Source organism: Planctellipticum variicoloris (assembly GCF_030622045.1).
In the GTDB taxonomy this organism is placed as follows: Bacteria; Planctomycetota; Planctomycetia; order Planctomycetales; family Planctomycetaceae; genus Planctellipticum; species Planctellipticum variicoloris.
Genome location: NZ_CP130886.1, coordinates 2,577,685 through 2,596,823 on the forward strand (window position 1 = coordinate 2,577,685; position 19,139 = coordinate 2,596,823).

Below are 19,139 nucleotides of genomic sequence, written 5' to 3' on the forward strand. Positions count from 1 at the left end.
CAAACCCTGGAGCTGCACAAATGCCACGTCCAAAGTCGACCGTTCCGGCTTATTCGCGCCACACGCCCAGCGGGCAGGCATGCGCCTACATTAACCGCAAGCGGGTCTACCTTGGCCCCTACGGATCCCCGGAGTCCCGCGAACGCTATGCGGCGATCATCACGGGGCTGCAGCGTGGCGAACTGCCGAATCCGGCCGAAAACGAGGCGGCAGGCCCTCGCTCAATCACCGTCAACGTACTCTGCCTGCGGTTCCTCACGGACTACGCTCAGCGGTATCGGAATTCGGACGGGACGCCCTCGGCGGAAGTGGACTGCCACAAAGGGGCGATTCGCCATCTGCGCGCCATCTGCGGCGAGACGTCGACCGACAGCTTCGGACCGTTGCGACTCCGGGCCGTTCGCGAGGCGATGGTGAGAACCGGCTGGTCGCGGGGCTTCATCAATTCCCAGGTCGCTCGCATCCGCCTGATCTTCCGCGTGGGTGTTTCCTGGGAAATGGTCAAACCCGAGACGCTGGTGCCGCTTGAATCCCTGCCCGCCCTGGCTCCGGGCGAATCCGCCGCCCCGGAACGACCACGGCGCAAGCCGGTCACCGACGAACAGGTGCAGGCCGTCCGCCAGCATTTGAAAGAACGGGACCGCGATATTCTGGACTTGCTGCTGCTGACGGGAGCGCGGCCCGGCGAGATCATCAACCTGAGAGTCGGCGACATCGAACGCACCGGCGAAGTCTGGCGCGCCGAGCTGAAGAATCATAAGAACGCGGCTCGTGGAAAATCCCGCGTGCTGCAGTTTAATGAAACTGCGCAGAAGATCCTGGCCAAGTACTTCACGTCGCCCGACCCGGACGTCCGGCTGTTCGCGACCCGTCGTGACACGTTTTCCGGCCGACTTCGCTACGCGTGCCGGGCGAACAACATCCCGGAATTCTGCCCGCACCAGTGCCGGCACGCCGTCGCCACTAAACTGGCTGACATGGTCGACACCGAGGCCGCGCAGCGCCTGCTGGGACACTCCACCAAGGCCATGACGCTAATGTATTCGCGGACGGCGGAACGGCAGGCGGTGGAAGCGGCGAAAGCCTTGGGCTGATTCTTCTTCGCCGATAGGGAATGCGATAGCCTGAGAATGTCGTAGCGAACTGCGTCTCAGACTTCATGAGCCGGGCTGCGACCGCAGAGTTGCAATCGTGCCAATCGGGGGTAGACACAAATGGGAAAGAAGGCAAAGCGCCAGGACGTGTCTCCCGGTATGCGTGTCTCCGGACCATATCCATCACTTGACGGGTTGGATACCCCATCAAAGCTGAAACTGGTGCTGAGTCACAACATCGACGAGCTGCTGGAACAGGCTGAGGAGCAATGCCGCCCCATAGTCGAGGCGCTCGGCGCTCGGCTCTCGACGAACGAAGAAAAGTTCCTCACAAGTACTTTTCTGAGCATTCTTCCGCAGATGAATGAGGCCATTGAGGCAACCGGCGAACTCCCTCGCCACACACATTTTCTTGTCGGCGGAGAGCGGCCGTCAGTTGATTCTCCGGAGTATTACGCCAAGACCGCCTGGATCGAAGTTGAGAACGCCCGCCAGGCATTCCAGGACGGCAAACCTCGGGAGGCTGCTTATTGCTGCTTTGTCGCCGGTTTTTATTTTGCAGCAGTCCAATTCTCTCAATACGAGAACTTGGTGAAGCGGGAGCAGGCTGCAGCCGCGACTCGATCGCAGAATACAGCGGCGCGAATGACAAGGACGAACGAGCGCAAGCTCGAATTGATTGCCGAGATGAAGCGCCGGCTGAGCTTGAAGAAGAACGCCAGAATGAGCGTCAAGTCCATCGCCCAGGAAATGACGGAGGAGACCGTCGTCGACGCCGAAGGGAACATTGTTCCCAGATGGGCAACCCGGCCGGGAAAGGCCATCAGCGTCCGGGCGCTTGAAGGCTATTACGCGGAAGGTCGCACGTCGGAACTGAAGTGACGCTGCGCAGGTTCGGCGACTCTGCGCAAAACTTCGACCTAAATCACCGGCCACGAATGTGAGGCGCGCGGCAGAGCGGAGGGATTGCAGTGGAAACGAGATGGGGAACCCTTACCTTGGAGGTATCACAACTCCAAACCAAGGAAGGAGTTCCCCATGGAAGGCATTCTTTCACCCCGGGCGGAGCGCGCCAAGCAGCGGTTGTCCGAGCAGTTGAAGTTTCTGAAGGACGCCGGGCTGAGAACGCGGTATCTGATCGTGATCCATCGACTGGAAGGACGTTCTCCCACCTGGATTGCCCGCTCGCTCAAGGTCGGTCGCAGCACCGTGTATCGGACCGAGCAGCGTTACGGGAAGGACGGCGAGATCGGTTTGTTCGACCGGCGGGGCGGCAACGGGCCACGGAAACTGACCGAGGAGTACCTGACGCAGTTGCGGGAGGTCGTGGCCGGCGATCCGCTGCAGGACGGCTGGAAGCGGCCGACCTGGACGCGGGAGATGCTGATCACAACGCTCCGTCGACGGACGAGTGTGAAGATCAGCCTGTCGACGATGAGCCGGGCCTTGCGGCTGATCGGGGCGCGGCGCGGACGACCGAAGCCAACGGTCGAGTGTCCGTGGCCGGAGGCCGAAAAACAGCAGTGTCTGGAGCAGATCGAGGAACTGGTGGCGCATCTGCCGACGGGCGAAGTGGCGGTCTGGGAGGACGAGATCGACATCCATCTCAATCCGAAGATCGGCGAGGACTGGATGCTCCGCGGGCAGCAGAAACAGGTTCTCACGCCGGGGAAGAACGAGAAGCGTTACCTGGCGGGGGCTCAGGATGCGCGGACGAAGGAGTTGATCGCGATCGAAGGCGACCGGAAGGACACGGCGTTGTTCGTACTGCTGCTGTGGGAGCTGACGCAGCGCTATCCGCAGGCGAAGAAGATCCATGTCGTCCTGGACAACTACGCGATCCATACGACCCGACTGGTGCGGGAGAGTCTGGCGACGCCGCTGGGGCGCAGGCTGCGCCTGCACTTCCTGCCGCCGTACTGTCCGGATCACAACCGGATCGAACGAACGTGGGAGGACTTACACGCCAACGTGACACGGAACCACAAATGCTCGACGATGCCGCAACTGATGCGAAACGTCCGCTCCTACATCCGCCGACACAACCACCGGCGACCGGCGGCGCTGTAGGAACGACCATCGAAGTGTTTCAGAATCGTGGCCGGTGATTTAGTTGCGCAGATTCGGTGACTCTGCGCAGAATCTGACTCAATTCAAATCGATCGCGGGACGGTCGACGCCTACCCTCTCATTCACATGCGAAACACAACGTTTTGCAACGGTGCCTGCCGTAAGTTGAATGAAAGGGTTATTGATATCGCCGACTGATGTCTACAACGCCGTCCCTGTTCCCGAGGTCCCGGCGCTCTTCCCCGGTCGACCGTCCATCGCCACAGTCTGGCGGTGGATTTTGAACGGCGTTCGCGGTCCCAACGGGGAGACCGTCCGCCTGGAGTCGTTCAAATGCGGCGGGCGGCGCTTCGTCCAACGTGACGCCATCGACCGGTTCATTGCCGCCTGGAACGCCGAACCGACTGCCAAGCCGCCGGTCCGCGATGACGATGCTGTTCGTCGGGCTCGGGATGCTGCGAAAGCCCTGGAAGCCCTCGGGGCGTGAGACGTCTCCGCGTGCTCTCTGTTCGTTCACTTCTCCAGAAAGCGACGGACGCCCCCTCATCATCAGCAGCCACCGACAAAGGGAGCCCGGCGGTGTGACGAGCACCAACCGGGCCATGAGAAACGATATAGCATGGATTCTACCTTGTCGCAGGATGCGAGCAAGCCCACCCGACCGGAGGCTCCGATCAATCCGATCCGGGCCCGAGCCTGCAGCCTGCTGCAGGCCGGAATCTCGTTTATCCCGGTGGGATCTGACAAACGACCTGCATTCGATCGTCTTCCAGCCGGGATTGACGGCAAGCCCTCGTGGGACATCTTCACGACGGAATTGCCGACGGCCGACGAGATCGACGGCTGGTTTGCCGACGGAGCCTATGGGATCGCGGTCGTCAACGGGCTGGTGAGCAGCAACCTGGAGACGGTCGACTTCGATCTGCCCGAGGGATACTCTGCCGATCATTCGCAGCGGACCTGCGAGGCCTTCCTGGTGCAGGCCGAGCAACTGCTCCCCGGAATCTCCAATCGGTTGCAGGTCACGAAGACGCGGAAGGGCTTTCACATCCGGTTCCGCTGTGTGGGGCCTGTCGAAGGCAATCAGAAGCTGGCCAACGTGCCGAAGCTCAACGCGGAAGGCTCCCCGGATCTTGACCGCCTTGGACGCCCTAAGAAGGCAGTATTGATCGAGACTCGCGGGGAAGGTGGATACGCCCTCGAATTCCCGACGCCAGGCTACACGCACCATGCAGGCCCCAATATCGAAGATGCCTTGCGGATCACCGGCGACGAGCGGCGCACCCTGCTGGCCATCGCTCGAATACTCGACGGGTTTCCCGAGGAGCAGCAGGCCGAGTCGATCCCGGCTGAACTGAATCTGCAGACCGGCGACGACCTGCGGCCGGGGGACGATTACAACGCTCGTGCCCGCTGGGAGGATCTGCTCCCCGACCTCGGGCTGGAAGTCATCGACACGACGCCGGCCGGTGTGACTCGCTTGCACCGGAAGGGCTCCGGCAACCTTCTGGCCGCCACGATCAATTTCAAGGGGACCAACCGGCTGCACGTCTTTTCGTCGAATCTTGATCTGGACGCGGAGCAGTCCTATTCCAAGTTCGCAGTCTACGCCCGCCTGCAGCACGACGGGGATTTCTCCGACGCGACAAAGGCCCTGCGATCACAAGGCTATGGAAGCCTTCCCAAGATCACACAGCCGGGCTCGACGCACTGCACCGTCCAGCCCAAGACATCATCGTCGGCGGCCGGCAAGAAATCCGCGATGACAACTTCCCTGCAGTTCGTGCGGGCCTGTGACGTTGAACCGAAGGAAGTGCAGTGGCTGTGGCCGGGCCGGATTCCGTTGGGGAAGATGACGCTGATCGGCGGCGATCCCGGCCTGGGAAAGTCGCATCTGACAGTAGACATCGCCGCGCGGGTGACGACCGGCAGGAACTGGCCTGACGGCTCCCCTGGCTGCGATCCTGGCTCCGTCATCATCTTCTCCGCCGAAGATGACGCGGACGATACCATTGTCCCGCGACTGATTGCGGCCGGCGCTGACCTGCAGCGGGTGCATATCTTCAAATGTGTGAAGATGGCCGACGCCGAAGGCAACGAGGCCGAACGCGGTTTCGATATGACGACAGACCTGCCGATTCTGAAGCGGGCCGCCGAAGAGATCAGCGATGTGAAGCTGGAGGTGATCGACCCGGTTTCGTCCTACACCGGAAAGACCGACAGCCACAAGAACGCCGAAGTGCGGGTCATGCTGTCACCGCTGGCCGACCTGGCTGCCACTTATGACTTCTCCGTCGTCTCGATCACGCACTTGAACAAGAGCGGCGGGGGGAAGGCCGTGTACCGCTCGACCGGCTCCCTGGCCTTTGCAGCGGCCGCCCGTGCGGTCTGGATGTTCTGCCAGGATCTGGACGACAAAAACCGACGCCTGTTGCTGCCGGTGAAGTGCAACCTGGCAAAGACGATCCCCGGACTGGCCATGACGATCGAGAACGGGCCAGCCGGCTCGCACATCCGCTGGGAAGCCAATCCCGTGGAAATGACCGGCGACGAGTATCTGCGGAAGGAAGCCGACAGCGCCGGAAGCAGCGACCAAGATCGTGGCGAACTCCACCGCGCCTGCGACCTGCTGTTGGAACTGCTCAACGATGGGCCGATCCCGTCGAATGATATGAAGGAGGCCGCGACCGCTCACGGGATTACGCCCGCAACCCTGAAGCGAGCGCGGGAGCAACTGAACGTCAAAGCAACGAAATGCCGGGAGTCCGGAAAGTGGGCAGTGTCGCTGCCGGAGGGGCTACTGGCTCATACCATCCCACATGAGAAACATGAACCCCATGAACCCCATGAGCCACTTGATTTCAATTCCAGGCCCGGAACGACATGCAAGCGTTCAGAAGGGGCTCAAGAAGTTCAAGGGGCCCAAGAAAACCATCATGGGCATAGTGAGCCGGTTGACGACGAGCCCGAACCAGACCTGCCGTACAATCCCGCGCTGCTAGGGGGCTGGTAATGATTGCCGACACCTGCCCGGACTGTGGCGGCGATCGGTTTGAGGAAGTCGCCAGCGGACGCTTCGCACGCTGCCGCTGGCGGCTCCGCAGTCCCGACGATGGTCGATCTGCCACGGCATTCCCCGGAACCGTCAGAGCGACACAGAGACGCTCACAGCGGGTGAGTACGCAACCGACTGACTTGGACGAACTCGACCGGCTGTTCCGGGGCTGAGCAAGACGGGACCAGTGCCCATCTCCTCACTTGAGGGCACAGACTTATGGTTCGATGGTAAATTGAGGATCACCAGCAGAATCAGTCGATAAAGTCTCGGATAACCTGACGCGCAACTTGGCTCGGGGGCAGGAGTTCAAATCCGAAACGGCGTTTGTAAAACCCGCAATCACCTGCCGACCCGATAAAAGCCACGCGGAGGGGGCGGGACCTTCACAACGATTACGCTGTGAGTCCGTCGCCTCGCCTTCCTCTCGATCCGGGGAGTCGCCTGAGTTGGCAGGTCAGAGAGCCGCTGGATCTCTTCGTCGCTGATCCGGCGCAGTCGGGCTTCGGACGTCCGCCAGCTGCGGGCTTCGGCGTAGACCCACCCACCAACCTTCCAGACAACGGCTCCATTCCGTTGCGGAAACTCGTCCTTCAACCAGCCCAGTCGCTCCAGGCCCGTACCGCCACAGCGTCGCCGGGCCACGCAGACATGGGTGGGAACCAGTGCGAAGATCTGCTGCTCCTGCCGGCGGCAACGGCGTTTCAGCTCTTCTGTCCGCATTCGTCGGAGCGTTCGACCGTATTCCCGACATGCGGCGCCACAGTAGCTCGCGGATTTCTGACGCACGAGCTGGCAGCAGACCCAGCAGCGTTTCCGCGGACGCTCGAACCGGGTCCGACAGTCCAGGCTGCAGTAGACCTTTCGGCCATGCCGCAGAGCGCGCCGGCAGCAGCGACAAGACTTCCCGTTGAAGATGGCCTTCCGAGCCGCTTCACACTGACGGGCATTCGCGTAGCAGCTCCGCGAGCAGTATAGATCCTGACCGCGTCGCAGACGCCTTTGACACCAGCCACAGGCTCGACCGGGCTCGGTGCGAATCTGAGGTTCGCGGCAGGCTGCGATCGTACTCATTGTGGCCTCCATCCACTCGCCAGATCGGTCCCTTGACATGACGACCGGAGTCACGAAATTGTACCGCCTCCTCACGGCGCACTGGAGCCCCACCTTTTGAGACCGGAGCCGAACCAAACCGGTTTGAGACGATGAAGCCGAAATCATCCTTTCGGTTCGCGGATCATCTTATTGGCCCCCGCTATGACACCCCGTGTCCCACCCCACTGGTAGAATCGCCCGCGACTTCAAGATGAAAGTGTGAGGCATGGCTGAGACACCCGGTCTTTTACGGCAATGGAAGATCCTGCAGGTTCTGTCCGCCCGCCGGTTAGGCGTGACTGTGCAGGAACTGGCGGACGACACCGGCGTCAATCTGCGGACGATTCGCCGGGACCTGAAGCTGTTCCAGCAGCTAGGCCTCCCACTGGAGGAGCAGGCCGGGACGAACGGCAAGAAGTTCTGGCGGATCGCAGAAGAAGGCCGTCTGCCGGCGCTCCAACTGACGGTCGAGGAAGCGGCGGCTCTGTATGTCGGGCAACGGCTGCTGGAGCCTCTTGCTGGAACCGTCTTCTGGAAGTCGTCGCGGGAGGCATTCGAAAAGATCCGGACGCGTCTCGGTCCGGCGGCTCTTCGCCACCTGGAGAAGCTGGCCGAAGGATTTCACCAGACCGCGGTCGGCAAGACCGATTACTCATCGAAGGCCGAACTGATCGACCAGCTGGTCTTCGCGATCGAGGAACGCAGACTTTCTGTCTTGACCTACCAGTCGCTCCGATCGACGGAACCCGTGACGCTCTACGACGTCCATCCGTACGCTCTGGTCTTCCACAAGGGGGCGCTCTACCTCGTCGGCTGGTCCTGCGACCATGACGAGATCCGGACGTTCAAAGTCGATCGGATTTCCGACGTCGACGTCCAGGGACTGCAGTTCCCCAAACCCAGAGAGTTCCAGATTGAGAAGCACCTGGCCGGGGCGTTTGGCCTGATCCGGAGCGACGGCTCGCCGACGACTGTGCGGGTTCGCTTCCGGCGGACGGTCGTCCGGATTCTGGAAGAGAAGCAGTTCCACGACTCGCAGATGCTGACAAAGCGGAGAGACGGCAGCGCCGATGTCGAGTTCCGCCTGACCGCGTTCGAAGAGTTCCTGGCGTGGATTCTCAGCTTCGGACCCCATGCGGAGATCCTGGAGCCACCGTACCTGCGGGAGGAATTGGCGGAAACACTGCGGGGGACGCTGGATGTTTACGAGCGGTCGCGACCGTCCGACAGTCCGCCGATTTCTCCGCCGCCGCGTTCCAACCGCCCCTCTGCACCGAATTGACGCCCTTCGATCGCAACTCCCGGATGACTTTGCCGCTCGCGCTCCCCGGAAAGGAAAATCCCGCCATGTGGCTCTTCGCCAGATACGGTTTCTTCAGCGCAGTCTGCGCCCGGCAGGGTGCTGGCGGTCATGACCAGCCGGTTGATCCAGACCGGCTGATGATCCGTGCCCGCTTGAAGACACACCTGGCTGCCCTGTTTCAGCGTTTTCCCGAGCTGCTCGGCGATGCCGACATCCAGCACTTTCCCGGCAGTGATTACGCGTTCCGGATCTTCGTCCCCAAGCCCATCTGGGGGCAGGTCCTCGCCGCCCTGAATGACGAACTGGACTTCGACAACTTCAAGTCGGAGGTGGCCCAGCATCAGGGACTGGCCGGAGCGGCCTACGAACAGTCGCTCCACAAGGTCTGGTCGGTGATGCGGCAACTTCAGAAATAGGGGACATCGTCCTCGGACGCGAAACGACACAGGCCTGTTCGTCTTGCCATCTGCCGGCAAATCCGAACGAATCGGAATGCTAGGCACTTCATGCCAGAGCCACGTTGCAACGTTCGTTGTCTTGAGCACTTGCTGCCAGTTGCGAGCAGTACGTCCCGCGAGCTACACTCCGCTGAACAATTTTGAACATGAACAAGTTGAGTCGCTCGATCCGCCGCAGCTCGGGAAGCGTCCTCGACAGGGTTTCGACGTCAAATTCATCGTCGACTGCCTGGCCAGAGGCTCGCCAAGAGAGCATCGCATTCGGCGCTCAACGCGTGACAACCACAACCGAGTTGCTCCTTGAATCGAGTCTGATGCGCTATCGGGCTGACATCACCGCTGGTTCCCTCAAGCTCCCTGAGAGCAGGATCATCGCGGACCTGCTCATGCGACAAGTTGATCCGACTGGCTGGACTCAGGCGATCCAGGCAGAGAATCTGCTGCAGGCACGGAATCCCGAAACGGCCCGCCGTCTTTGCCGACTGATTCGCGCTCGTCTGGAGACGATGGAAGCCGGTCTTTGGAAGCTCGTTCGCGACGGCAAGGGAGACGTGGCCACGCATGCGGTCTTTGCCGCCGCGGTGAAACACAGTCCCCTGCTCGGCGACTTTCTGCAGTCGATCGTGTGCGAGCAGTACCGGCGATTTGCGAAGACGCTGTCGAATTCGCTCTGGTCTGAGTATCTGACTGGGTGCCGGGAACGCGATCCCGAGATGCCGTTGTGGAACGAAACGACCCGACGTCGGCTCCGCTCTTCCGTGTTTCAGATGCTGGCTCAGGCCGGCTACATCGAAAACACGCGGTCTCTCAGGTTGCAGAAGGTCCACATCGCCGAGCCGGTGCTGCGATACCTGAGGGCTCACAGTGAGAAATATGTCCTCCGCTGCATCGAGGTGGCCCCATGAGCGACACTCTCAACGAACGCCTCAACAAGATCATGCCGCGGATCACGTCCGATGAATTCCTCAGCGGCAGCGGCATCGGGAACGAGATCGCGTTTTACATCTTCGATTATCCCCCGGAAGACGAATTGCGGGTCCGCGACTTCCTCCGCACGCTGCTGGAGCACATTCCCAAACAGAGGCCTGACCTGCGCGTGAAGCATGTCAACCTGTTTGATTTCGTGCTCGAATATCTCCGCAGCCGCAATCTGCTCGACAAAGCGATCCAGATGCAGCGGGAAAAGGGAGACGAAGCGCTCCAGAAGGCGCTGGCCGGTCCGCTGCACGAATCGAAACTCGGGCCCCTCTTTGCCGATGCCGCCCAGCCAGACCAGCACGATCTCGTCATCGTCTCCGGCGTCGGCAGTGTCTGGCCGCTTCTCCGTTCGCACACGTTGCTCAACAACCTCCACGCCGTCATGGGGCAGACGCCGCTCGTCATGTTCTATCCCGGCCGGTACGACGGGCAGTCCCTCCGGCTGTTCGGCAAGCTGAAGAACAACAACTACTACCGGGCGTTCAAGCTCGTTCCGTAATTCCGAGGCCCTGATGCTCATCCAGAACCTCTTCGAACGCGACATCTTCCGGCCGATCAACGGCGTTGTGAAAGCCGACCAGCTCGACGAGTCCTCCGTCTGGCAGGAACTCGACGAATTCGTCATCACGCGGGAACTCGACGGGCATTTCCGGAAGTTCATCGACTGGTACCTGCAGGCGGTGGACCAGGGAAAGTCGACCGACCCTACGGGCAAGATGGGCATCTGGATCTCCGGGTTCTTCGGTTCCGGTAAGTCGCACTTCCTGAAAGTGCTCTCGTACCTGCTCCGCAATCGCACGCATACGCACAACGGCCAGAGCCGGCAGGCCGTCGACTTCTTCGAGAGCAAAGTGCCGGACGCCATGCTCTTCGCCGATATCAAGAAGGCCGTCGCTAGCCAGACCGACGTCATTCTGTTCAACATCGACAGCAAGGCTGATCACGGGACCGGCAAGGGCCGCGACCTGATTCTCCGCGTCTTCCTCCGCGTCCTCAACGAACTGCAGGGATACAGCGGCGACCACCCCCACATCGCCCACCTGGAGCGGTATCTCGACGGTAAGGGGAAGCTCAAGTCGTTTCAGGAGGCCTATGCGCGGCACACAGGACTGAACTGGCTGCAGGAGCGCGACGCTTACCAGTTCAACCGGGATGAGGTCGTCAAAGCCCTCAGCGAAACGCTGGGCCAGAGCCAGGCGGCCGCTGAAAAGTGGATCGACGGGGCCGAGGACAGTTTCTCGCTGTCCGTGGAGAACTTCTGCAAGTGGGTCAAGGAGTACCTCGATTCCAAGGGGCCGCAGCACCGGATCGTGTTCCTCGTGGACGAAGTCGGCCAGTTCATCGGGACCGACTCTCACCTGATGCTCAACCTGCAGACGATCACCGAGGAACTTGGGACCATGTGCCGTCGGCGGGCCTGGGTCGTCGTCACGTCTCAGGAGGACATGGATACCGTCTTGGGGGACATGAGCAAGCAAAAGAAGCAGGATTTCTCCAAGATCCAGGGCCGCTTCTTCCCGCCACTCTCCCTCTCCAGCGCCAATGTCGACGAGGTCATTCAATCCCGTCTGCTCGCCAAGCGGGCCGATGTCCGTCCGGAACTCGAAATCGTCTTCCAGAAGCAGGGGGACGTCCTCAAGCACCAGCTCCTCTTCAAGGACTGCGGGATGACCTTCCGCCAGTTCAAAGACGGCGAGGACTTCGCGAAGAACTACCCGTTCGCGCCCTACCAGTTTCAGCTGGTGCAGAAGATCTTCGAAGCCATTCGCAAAGCCGGGGCGACCGGCATGCACCTGGCGCGCGGCGAGCGGTCCATGCTCGACGCCTTCCAGTCCGCAGCCAAGACGGCTTCGGTCGGTGAAGTCGGCCTGCTGGTGCCGCTTTACGACTTCTACCCCTCGATCGAGAGCTTTCTCGATACCTCCGTCAAGAAAACCATCGACCAGGCCGGCGAGAACGTCAGTCTCGAACCGTTTGACGTCCGCCTGCTGCAGGCGCTGTTTCTGATTCGCTACGTTGACGAGATGAAGGGGAACGTCGACAACCTGGTCACGCTCTGCATGAACCAGATCGACGGGGACCGCGTGTCTCTACGCCGCCAGATTGAAGCGAGCGTCGCCCGCCTGGAGAGCGAGACCCTGATCAGCCGCAATGGCGACCTCTACTTCTTCTTGACGAACGAAGAACGGGACATCAACAAAGAAATCAAGGAGGTCGACCTCGTCGCTGGCGAAGAGTCCCGTCGACTCGGCCAACTGATCTTCAACGACGTACTGAAGGAACACAAGAAGCATCGCTTCAGCGCGAACAAGATGGATTTCGAGTTCAATCGCCGTTGCGACCAGTTTCCGATCGGCAATCAGAAGGAAAACGCCCTCCTCGTCTCCGTCATTTCTCCCTTGGCAGACGACTACGAGCTGTACGACAAGTCCCGGGGACTGCTCGAAAGTTCGGCCGACGGAGGCCACGTCCTGATCCGCCTCGGGAACGACAAGACGCTCGGGGCCGAGCTGCGGATCTATCTGCAGACGGAAAGGTACCTTTCCCGCAAGGACGATGGCACGCTCGCGGAATCGACGAAGAAGATCCTGCGCGACTGTGCAGACGACAATCGCCAGCGTCGGGAACGACTCATCGCCCTGTTGAGCGACATGCTGCCGGCTGCCGAGTATTTCGTCACCGGGCAACTGTTGAAGATCAAGTCGGTCAACCCGATGGGGGCCCTGGAAGAGGCGATGGAGTACCTCATCCAGAACACCTTCACCAAGATGGGACTCCTCAAGCGGCTGTCGTCGGAGCCTCTGAAGGAGATTCAGGCGGTCCTCCGCAGTAATGACGTCGCCAAAGAGCAGCTCCTCTTCCAGAAGGGGGAGAACAACCCGGAAGCCCTCGAAGACCTGCGGAGCTACCTCCAGCTCTGTGCGATGAAGAGTCAGCAGGTGGTCCTGCACGACATGCTGGAGAAGCGCTATTCGGTCCGCCCCTACGGATGGCCCGAAGAGGAAGTTCTGCTGCTCCTGGCCCGGCTCGTCGTCCTCAGCGAGGTCAACTTGCTGATGGACTCCGTGCTGCTGCCCGTCGACAAGGTCTACGACGCGATCACGACGCCGTCCAAACGCCGCAAGGTCATCGTCAAGCGGCGGGAAACGTCTGATCCCAAGGCTATTCAGAACGCCCGGCTGCTGGGGAAGGACCTGTTTGCCGACATGGGGCCGGATGGGGAGGATGGCCTGATGGCGTTCCTCCAGACGCGCCTGCGAGAGTGGCAGACGGCCCTGCACGGCTTCAAGCAGTTGGCTGACACCGGTCAGTATCCCGGCCAGACCGAAATCACCGACGGCCTGACGCTGATTGCCCCGCTGCTGAACGACAAGGAGAGCCGGAAATTCATCGAGCGCTTCAATCGCTTGAAGCAGGATCTGCTCGACCTGGCGGACCACTTCCGCGATCTGCAGCACTTCTACACCCACCAGAAACCGACCTGGGAAAAGCTGCGGAAATCCTACGGAGAGTTTCAGCTCAACCGCCTGGAGCTGGAGAAGGACGATCAGGCGGGACCGGCTCTGCGGCGGATGCGCGAGATCCTGGAGGCGGCCAGCCCGTACGGCCTGATCAAGGAGGCCGAGGGGCTGATCACGACTGCGGAAGCGGTGAACTCCTCTCTGCTCACCGAGCGGCGTGCCGCGGCCATCCGGCAGATCGACGCCCTGATCACGCAGCTGACGAAGGATCTTGTCGAAGCCGCGCAGAACCTGGCGGAACTCCGGGAAGCGTGCCTGAAGCCGCTGGAAACCCTGCGGGCCCGCGTCGAGCGGGAAGCCAGCCTCGCCCACATCACCCAGGCCGAAACCGAAGCCGTCTCAGTCTTCAACGCTGGCGTGGCTCGGATCGAAGAATTCGTCCGCAAGCAGGCGGAGCAGAAGCCCGCCGGTGGCAACGGAAAGGACTCCACGACATCAAAACCTCCGCCAGTCAAAAAGCAGCGGATCATCAAGCCGGCGGATCTGGTGCAGGCGGCCTATCTGGAGACCGCAGAGGACGTGAGCGGATTCCTCGACAAGTTGCGTCAGCAACTGGAGCAGGCGATCGCCGCCAACGAACGAATTCAGATTCGCTAGCGGGTGAACTATGCACTATTTTGTCGGCTGGGATGTTGGCGGTTGGAATTGCGACAAGAATCCGAATAGCAGGGATGCGCTGGCCGTACTCACGGTCAATGATGCTGGCGATCTTTCCGTGGTCGGCCAAGTCGCCCGTGGCAACATAAGACACGACATCAACTGCCTCAGGGATCTGGCGAGCCTCATTAACACCCGTTGTGGAACGCAGATTCGACCGGCGGACGAAATTGTGCTTGCCATTGACACCCCACTCGGCCTACCAGCGGCGATCGGCGAACTGCTCGGCGGCCGTTTTTTCAACGACGATATCCCTGACGACTATTCTCGGAATCCGTATCTCTATCGCCAAACCGAGCAGTGGCTGTTCCGGAGAGGGTTCTCTCCTCTGTCAGCCATCAAGGACATGATCGGCAGCCAGGCAACCAAGGGCATACATCTGCTTCGCAAGCTCCAATTGCACGCTAACCAATGCGGCATTTGGGCGAACGACAACGTGACGGCAATCGAAACTTATCCCACCCCATGCCGTGAGTCCGCAACGCTGATGAAGTGTTTTGAGGCACTTCGAGTCGCCGTGGCGACCCAAGACAGAATTGACGCCGTTGTCTGTGCTCTGGTCGCCTACCTGTTTGTGGCCGACCGCAACCAGCTAGTCGCCCCGGTTGACGATCCGCCTCTTTCTGAGGGTTGGATCTGGATTCCTGCTGACGCCATTGGAAATGACTGAGTCGAGATCCATGAACCGCACCAAGCTGAAGAACTACGCTCCGCAGGCCCGCCGGGATTTCCTCCAGGCGATCACCGATCGCGCCCTGTTCTATGGGATTCGTGAGGAAGAGCGGAAAGACGCCGACGGCCAGCAGAGGCTGGTTCCCGTCTTCGAGCCGATCGTCGAGCAGGGGAACGTCGCCGTGATCGCCGGCCGGGACTTTCCCCGGTCGGTTGTCAAGAAGCGGAAGGCCCTGGAGGAGCGAATCACCGCGCACGGCTTTCGGCCGACGATGGAGGCGCTGGCCTACACGTGGTTTAACCGGCTCGTCGCCATTCGTTACATGGAGCTGCACGGCTACCTGGAACACGGTTACCGGGTACTCAGCCATCCGGAAGGCAAAGCGACGCCCGAGATTCTGGAGCATGCCGAGCATGTCGAGCTGCCGGGGTTGCCGCGGGATGCCGTCATCGACCTCAAGCTGGCCGGGAACAAGGAGAGCGAACTCTACCGCCGCCTGCTGGTCGCCCAGTGCAACGCCCTGCATACTGCGATGCCGTTCCTGTTCGAGAAGCTCGACGACGAGACGGAACTGCTGCTCCCCGACAACCTGCTCCACTCCGATTCGCTGATCCGCAAGCTGGTCGGCGACATCGACGAGGAGGACTGGCAGGAGGTCGAGATCATCGGCTGGCTGTACCAGTTCTACATCTCGGAGAAGAAGGACGCAGTGATCGGCAAGGTGGTCGCCAGCGAGGACATCCCCGCCGCCACGCAGCTTTTCACGCCAAACTGGATCGTCAAGTACCTCGTGCAGAACACGCTAGGTCGGCAATGGCTGGCGACCTACCCGCAGTCGGCCCTGCGGCAGCAGATGGAGTATTACATCGATCCCGCCGAGCAGACGCCCGAAGTGCAGGAGCAGTTGCAGGCGATCACGCCGACGAGCCTGAACCCGGAAGAACTGACGCTGCTCGACCCGGCCTGCGGCTCCGGTCACATCCTGGTCGAAGCCTACGACCTGTTCAAAGCGATTTACCAGGAGCGGGGCTACCGGGCCAGGGACATCCCCGCCCTGATCCTGCGACAGAACCTGTTCGGCCTGGAGATCGACGACCGGGCGGCACAGCTTGCCGCCTTCGCCCTGATGATGAAAGCCCGTGCCGACGACCGCCGCCTCTTCGACAGCGAGGCGAAGCCGAACATCGTGGCGCTCCAGGACAGCCAGGGCCTGAACGCCGCTGACATCACGCACGCTCTAAACTCGCCGATCAACAAGGAAGATGTGCCGCAGGAGTCTCTGTTCGAAGAGATCGACGAGGAGAAACGCGGGCTCTTCAGCAAGAAGGCGCTGGCCGAGAAGGGCCACGTTTCGCAGGCCGACATCGCCTCGCTGGTGGAATTGTTCGACAACGCCAAGACCTTCGGCTCGCTGATCCAGATTCCGCCGAAGCTGGCGGCGAAGCTGCCGGAAATCGAAAAGCGGCTCGAAGACGTGTTAAAGTTCGGCGACCTGACGCACGCCTCGGCCCACGTCCTCAAGCCGCTTTTGCGGCAGGCTCGGCTCCTCGGTCGCCGCTACGACGCTGTGGTAGCGAATCCACCGTACATGGGCAGCAAGTTTTACACGCCCACGCTCAAGGCATTCATTAACACAGAATACAAAGAAGGAAAGGCCGATTTGTACGCCTGCTTCATGGAGCGGAACAATCGAGCCACTAAGCCGAGCGGCTTCCACGGCATGATTAACATTCCGAATTGGATGTTTCTCAGCAGTTTTGAGGAGTTGCGGAAAAGGCTGTTCGATACACAGTCCATCGACACCTTCATTCACAATGGCCGGGGCGTGTTCGGCTCGGACTTCGGCAGTTGTGCGTTCGTGATTCGCAAGGCCCACCTGCCGGAGTATCGGGGCAGCTATCGCCGCCTCTTCGAGAAGCAAGGCAGTGTTGCGAGCAACGAGGAACTGGAGTCTCGCTTCCACACATCAACAACGCACACGCCGTGCAATGCCGACTTCGCCACAATCCCCGGTTGCCCTGTGGCATATTGGGTGAGCGAAGCATTGATGGATGTTTTCGCTCATTCAGAACAGCTAGGAGCAGTCGCAGTTGCCAAGCAAGGCTTGGCAACTGCCGACAATTCACAGTTCTTGCGCCGGTGGCATGAAGTCGATTCGGCCAAGATCGGTTTCGGTATGGAGTCACGGCATGCCGCCTCAGAATCAAAGCTCAAATGGTTCCCGTACAACAAGGGCGGTGAATTCAGGAAATGGTATGGAAACAATGAATACCTTGTGAACTGGGAGTTCGACGGGAAAGCCATCCGTGAATTCTCAGACGATAGTGGATACATCCGGTCACGGGCGCAAAACACCGACTTCTACTTCTTGCCTTCTGCAACTTGGTCGTTTGTCAGTGTCTCGTTCTTCGGTGTGCGGTATTCACCCAAGGGGTTTATTTTTGATGTGGGAGGGTCTTCAGCATTTCCATCTGAAGCTGATCTGCCAGTCGTTGTTGGATTCCTGTGTTCCTCTATGGCATTTGAATGCCTCAAGGTGATGAATCCAACGGTAAACTTTCAGGTCGGCAACATCGCCACGTTGCCATTTGGCCGAACACATCTGTCATCACGATGGCCGCTCATCCTCCATGTGGTAAATGAGGCAATCGCCGTTTCCAAATCAGACTGGGATTCGTTTGAAACCTCGTGGGACTTCGCAACGTTCCTGCTGTTAGATCATAAAGCCGCAACGCTGCCTCTAGCACAGGAAGCCGCCGACGCTGAATGTCGGACTCGCTTCGCCCACATGAAAATGCTTGAAGAGGATAACAATCGCCACTTCCTCGAAGCCTACGGCCTGCAAGACGAGCTTTCACCCGAAGTTCCCGACGACCAGATTACGCTCTACCGGCCCGACCGAGAAGAAGACATCAAACGTCTGCTCTCTTATGCCATCGGCTGCATCATGGGCCGCTACAGCCTCGACAAGCCGGGGCTGATCTACGCCCACAGCGGCAACCAGGGCTTCGACCCCAGCCAGTACAAGACCTTCCGGGCCGATGACGACGGCATTATCCCGCTGCTCGAAACCGATTGGGGCATCCGGGACGACGCCACGAACCGCATCGTGGAGTTCATCAGCGTGGCGTGGCCGAAGGAACACCTGGAAGAGAACCTGACGTTCGTCGCCGACAGTCTCGGCCCGAACAACGGCGAGCAGCCACGGGAGACGATCCGCCGCTACGTCGCAACGGGCTTCTACAAGCACCACCTGTCAATTTACAGGAAGCGGCCGATCTACTGGTTGTTCTCCAGCGGCAAGCAGCGGGCCTTTCAGTGCCTCGTCTATCTGCACCGCTACCACGAAGGCACGCTGGCCCGGATGCGCACCGAGTACGTCTTCAAGGCCCAGGGGGCCATCACCGCCCGGATCGACCAGCTGGCCACGGAGATCACGCAGGCCACCAGCACCAGCCAGCGAAAGAAGTTCGAGAAGGAACGGGACCGGCTGAGAAAGCAGCAGGCCGAGCTGTTGGAGTTCGACGAAAAACTGAAACACGCCGCCGACCAGCGGATCAGGCTCGACCTGGACGATGGGGTGAAGGTGAACTACGCGAAGTTCGGGGATCTGCTGGCGGAGTCGAAAGCGATTACGGGTGGAAAGGATGAGGAGTAGATATGAGCGGTAATACGTCTTTGCATCCTCTGTCTGCCGATGAAGAACGGTCTCTTCGGCTTTTTCGGAAACGAGTTCAAGACTTGCGCGAATGCGGTGTTGTGACTCATGGAGCGGTGACTCTCAAAGTCGACTTTCAGTTCGGTGGGCCGCTTGACGGCGATTCCATTCCGTTCAAGGGCTTCGATCGTGACCATTTCCGCTCCGCCCTATCAACGCTGCGTCAGTTTTTGCTCAATGATGACGCGGTACAGTTCTTTAAGATCTGCAAGACGATTCGTCGAAGATGTGGGAGGAGCGAGCTTGTCGCCTGGTCTGAATACTCTCGATCGTTTTGGAAGAGAACGCTTGAGAGCGCCCCGATGAACTTTCGCGTTGGAAGTAAGTTATATACAGTAAAAGACGCAATTGATTTAGTGCTTTATGGATTTGTGGCCCACACGAAGGCTGGTTCAGCGGACGAATGGGACTCTATCTCGTCCGGCGGCAAGGCGACAATTTACTTTATCGTGCAAAGATCACTGTTCGACCTATTTTACTGTCTCAATCTAAATCACCGGCCACGATTCTGAAACAC

At 60.2% G+C, this 19,139-nt stretch carries 13 protein-coding genes; all 13 read left to right on the forward strand.

Going from position 1 to position 19,139, the window contains the following annotated elements; all coding sequences use genetic code 11:
- Window positions 1-20: 20 nt before the first annotated feature.
- The 13 genes from SH412_RS10125 to SH412_RS10185 all read left to right on the forward strand — a co-directional run bounded on the left by SH412_RS10125 (window position 21) and on the right by SH412_RS10185 (window position 19,134).
- Window positions 21-1,094 (forward strand): tyrosine-type recombinase/integrase, encoded by a 1,074-nt coding sequence (locus tag SH412_RS10125; protein WP_336523394.1) that lies wholly within the window; start codon window positions 21-23, stop codon window positions 1,092-1,094.
- A gap of 120 nt (window positions 1,095-1,214) precedes the next feature.
- Window positions 1,215-1,976 (forward strand): hypothetical protein, encoded by a 762-nt coding sequence (locus SH412_RS10130; protein WP_336523395.1) that lies wholly within the window; start codon window positions 1,215-1,217, stop codon window positions 1,974-1,976.
- A gap of 156 nt (window positions 1,977-2,132) precedes the next feature.
- Window positions 2,133-3,164, forward strand: coding sequence for an IS630 family transposase (locus SH412_RS10135; RefSeq protein WP_336518647.1), 1,032 nt, complete (start codon window positions 2,133-2,135; stop codon window positions 3,162-3,164).
- Between the two features lie 181 nt (window positions 3,165-3,345).
- Complete coding sequence (locus SH412_RS10140; RefSeq protein WP_336523396.1) at window positions 3,346-3,651, forward strand: DUF1580 domain-containing protein; 306 nt, start codon at window positions 3,346-3,348, stop codon at window positions 3,649-3,651.
- A 132-nt stretch (window positions 3,652-3,783) separates the two neighbouring features.
- Complete coding sequence (locus SH412_RS10145; protein ID WP_336523397.1) at window positions 3,784-6,177, forward strand: AAA family ATPase; 2,394 nt, start codon at window positions 3,784-3,786, stop codon at window positions 6,175-6,177.
- A 1,363-nt stretch (window positions 6,178-7,540) separates the two neighbouring features.
- Window positions 7,541-8,596: a helix-turn-helix transcriptional regulator gene (locus tag SH412_RS10150; RefSeq protein ID WP_336523398.1), complete on the forward strand. Its 1,056-nt coding sequence runs from the start codon at window positions 7,541-7,543 to the stop codon at window positions 8,594-8,596.
- Window positions 8,597-8,661: 65 nt separating this feature from the next.
- Window positions 8,662-9,033, forward strand: coding sequence for a hypothetical protein (locus SH412_RS10155; protein ID WP_336523399.1), 372 nt, complete (start codon window positions 8,662-8,664; stop codon window positions 9,031-9,033).
- A 356-nt stretch (window positions 9,034-9,389) separates the two neighbouring features.
- Window positions 9,390-9,980 (forward strand): DUF1819 family protein, encoded by a 591-nt coding sequence (locus tag SH412_RS10160; protein ID WP_336523400.1) that lies wholly within the window; start codon window positions 9,390-9,392, stop codon window positions 9,978-9,980.
- The gene (locus SH412_RS10165; protein WP_336523401.1) at window positions 9,977-10,552 is read left to right on the forward strand and encodes a DUF1788 domain-containing protein; all 576 of its coding nucleotides are present in this window, start codon (window positions 9,977-9,979) and stop codon (window positions 10,550-10,552) included. The genes SH412_RS10160 and SH412_RS10165 overlap by 4 nt, the downstream gene beginning before the upstream one ends.
- 13 nt (window positions 10,553-10,565) lie before the next feature.
- Window positions 10,566-14,171, forward strand: coding sequence for a BREX system P-loop protein BrxC (gene brxC / locus SH412_RS10170; protein WP_336523402.1), 3,606 nt, complete (start codon window positions 10,566-10,568; stop codon window positions 14,169-14,171).
- A gap of 10 nt (window positions 14,172-14,181) precedes the next feature.
- Window positions 14,182-14,901, forward strand: a complete 720-nt coding sequence (locus SH412_RS10175) for a hypothetical protein (protein WP_336523403.1) — start codon at window positions 14,182-14,184, stop codon at window positions 14,899-14,901.
- A 10-nt stretch (window positions 14,902-14,911) separates the two neighbouring features.
- Window positions 14,912-18,562, forward strand: a complete 3,651-nt coding sequence (gene pglX / locus SH412_RS10180; RefSeq protein ID WP_336523404.1) for a BREX-1 system adenine-specific DNA-methyltransferase PglX — start codon at window positions 14,912-14,914, stop codon at window positions 18,560-18,562.
- A 2-nt stretch (window positions 18,563-18,564) separates the two neighbouring features.
- Entirely contained in the window at window positions 18,565-19,134 is a 570-nt protein-coding gene (locus SH412_RS10185; protein WP_336523405.1) for a hypothetical protein, read from the forward strand.
- The last annotated feature ends 5 nt before the right edge of the window (window positions 19,135-19,139 follow it).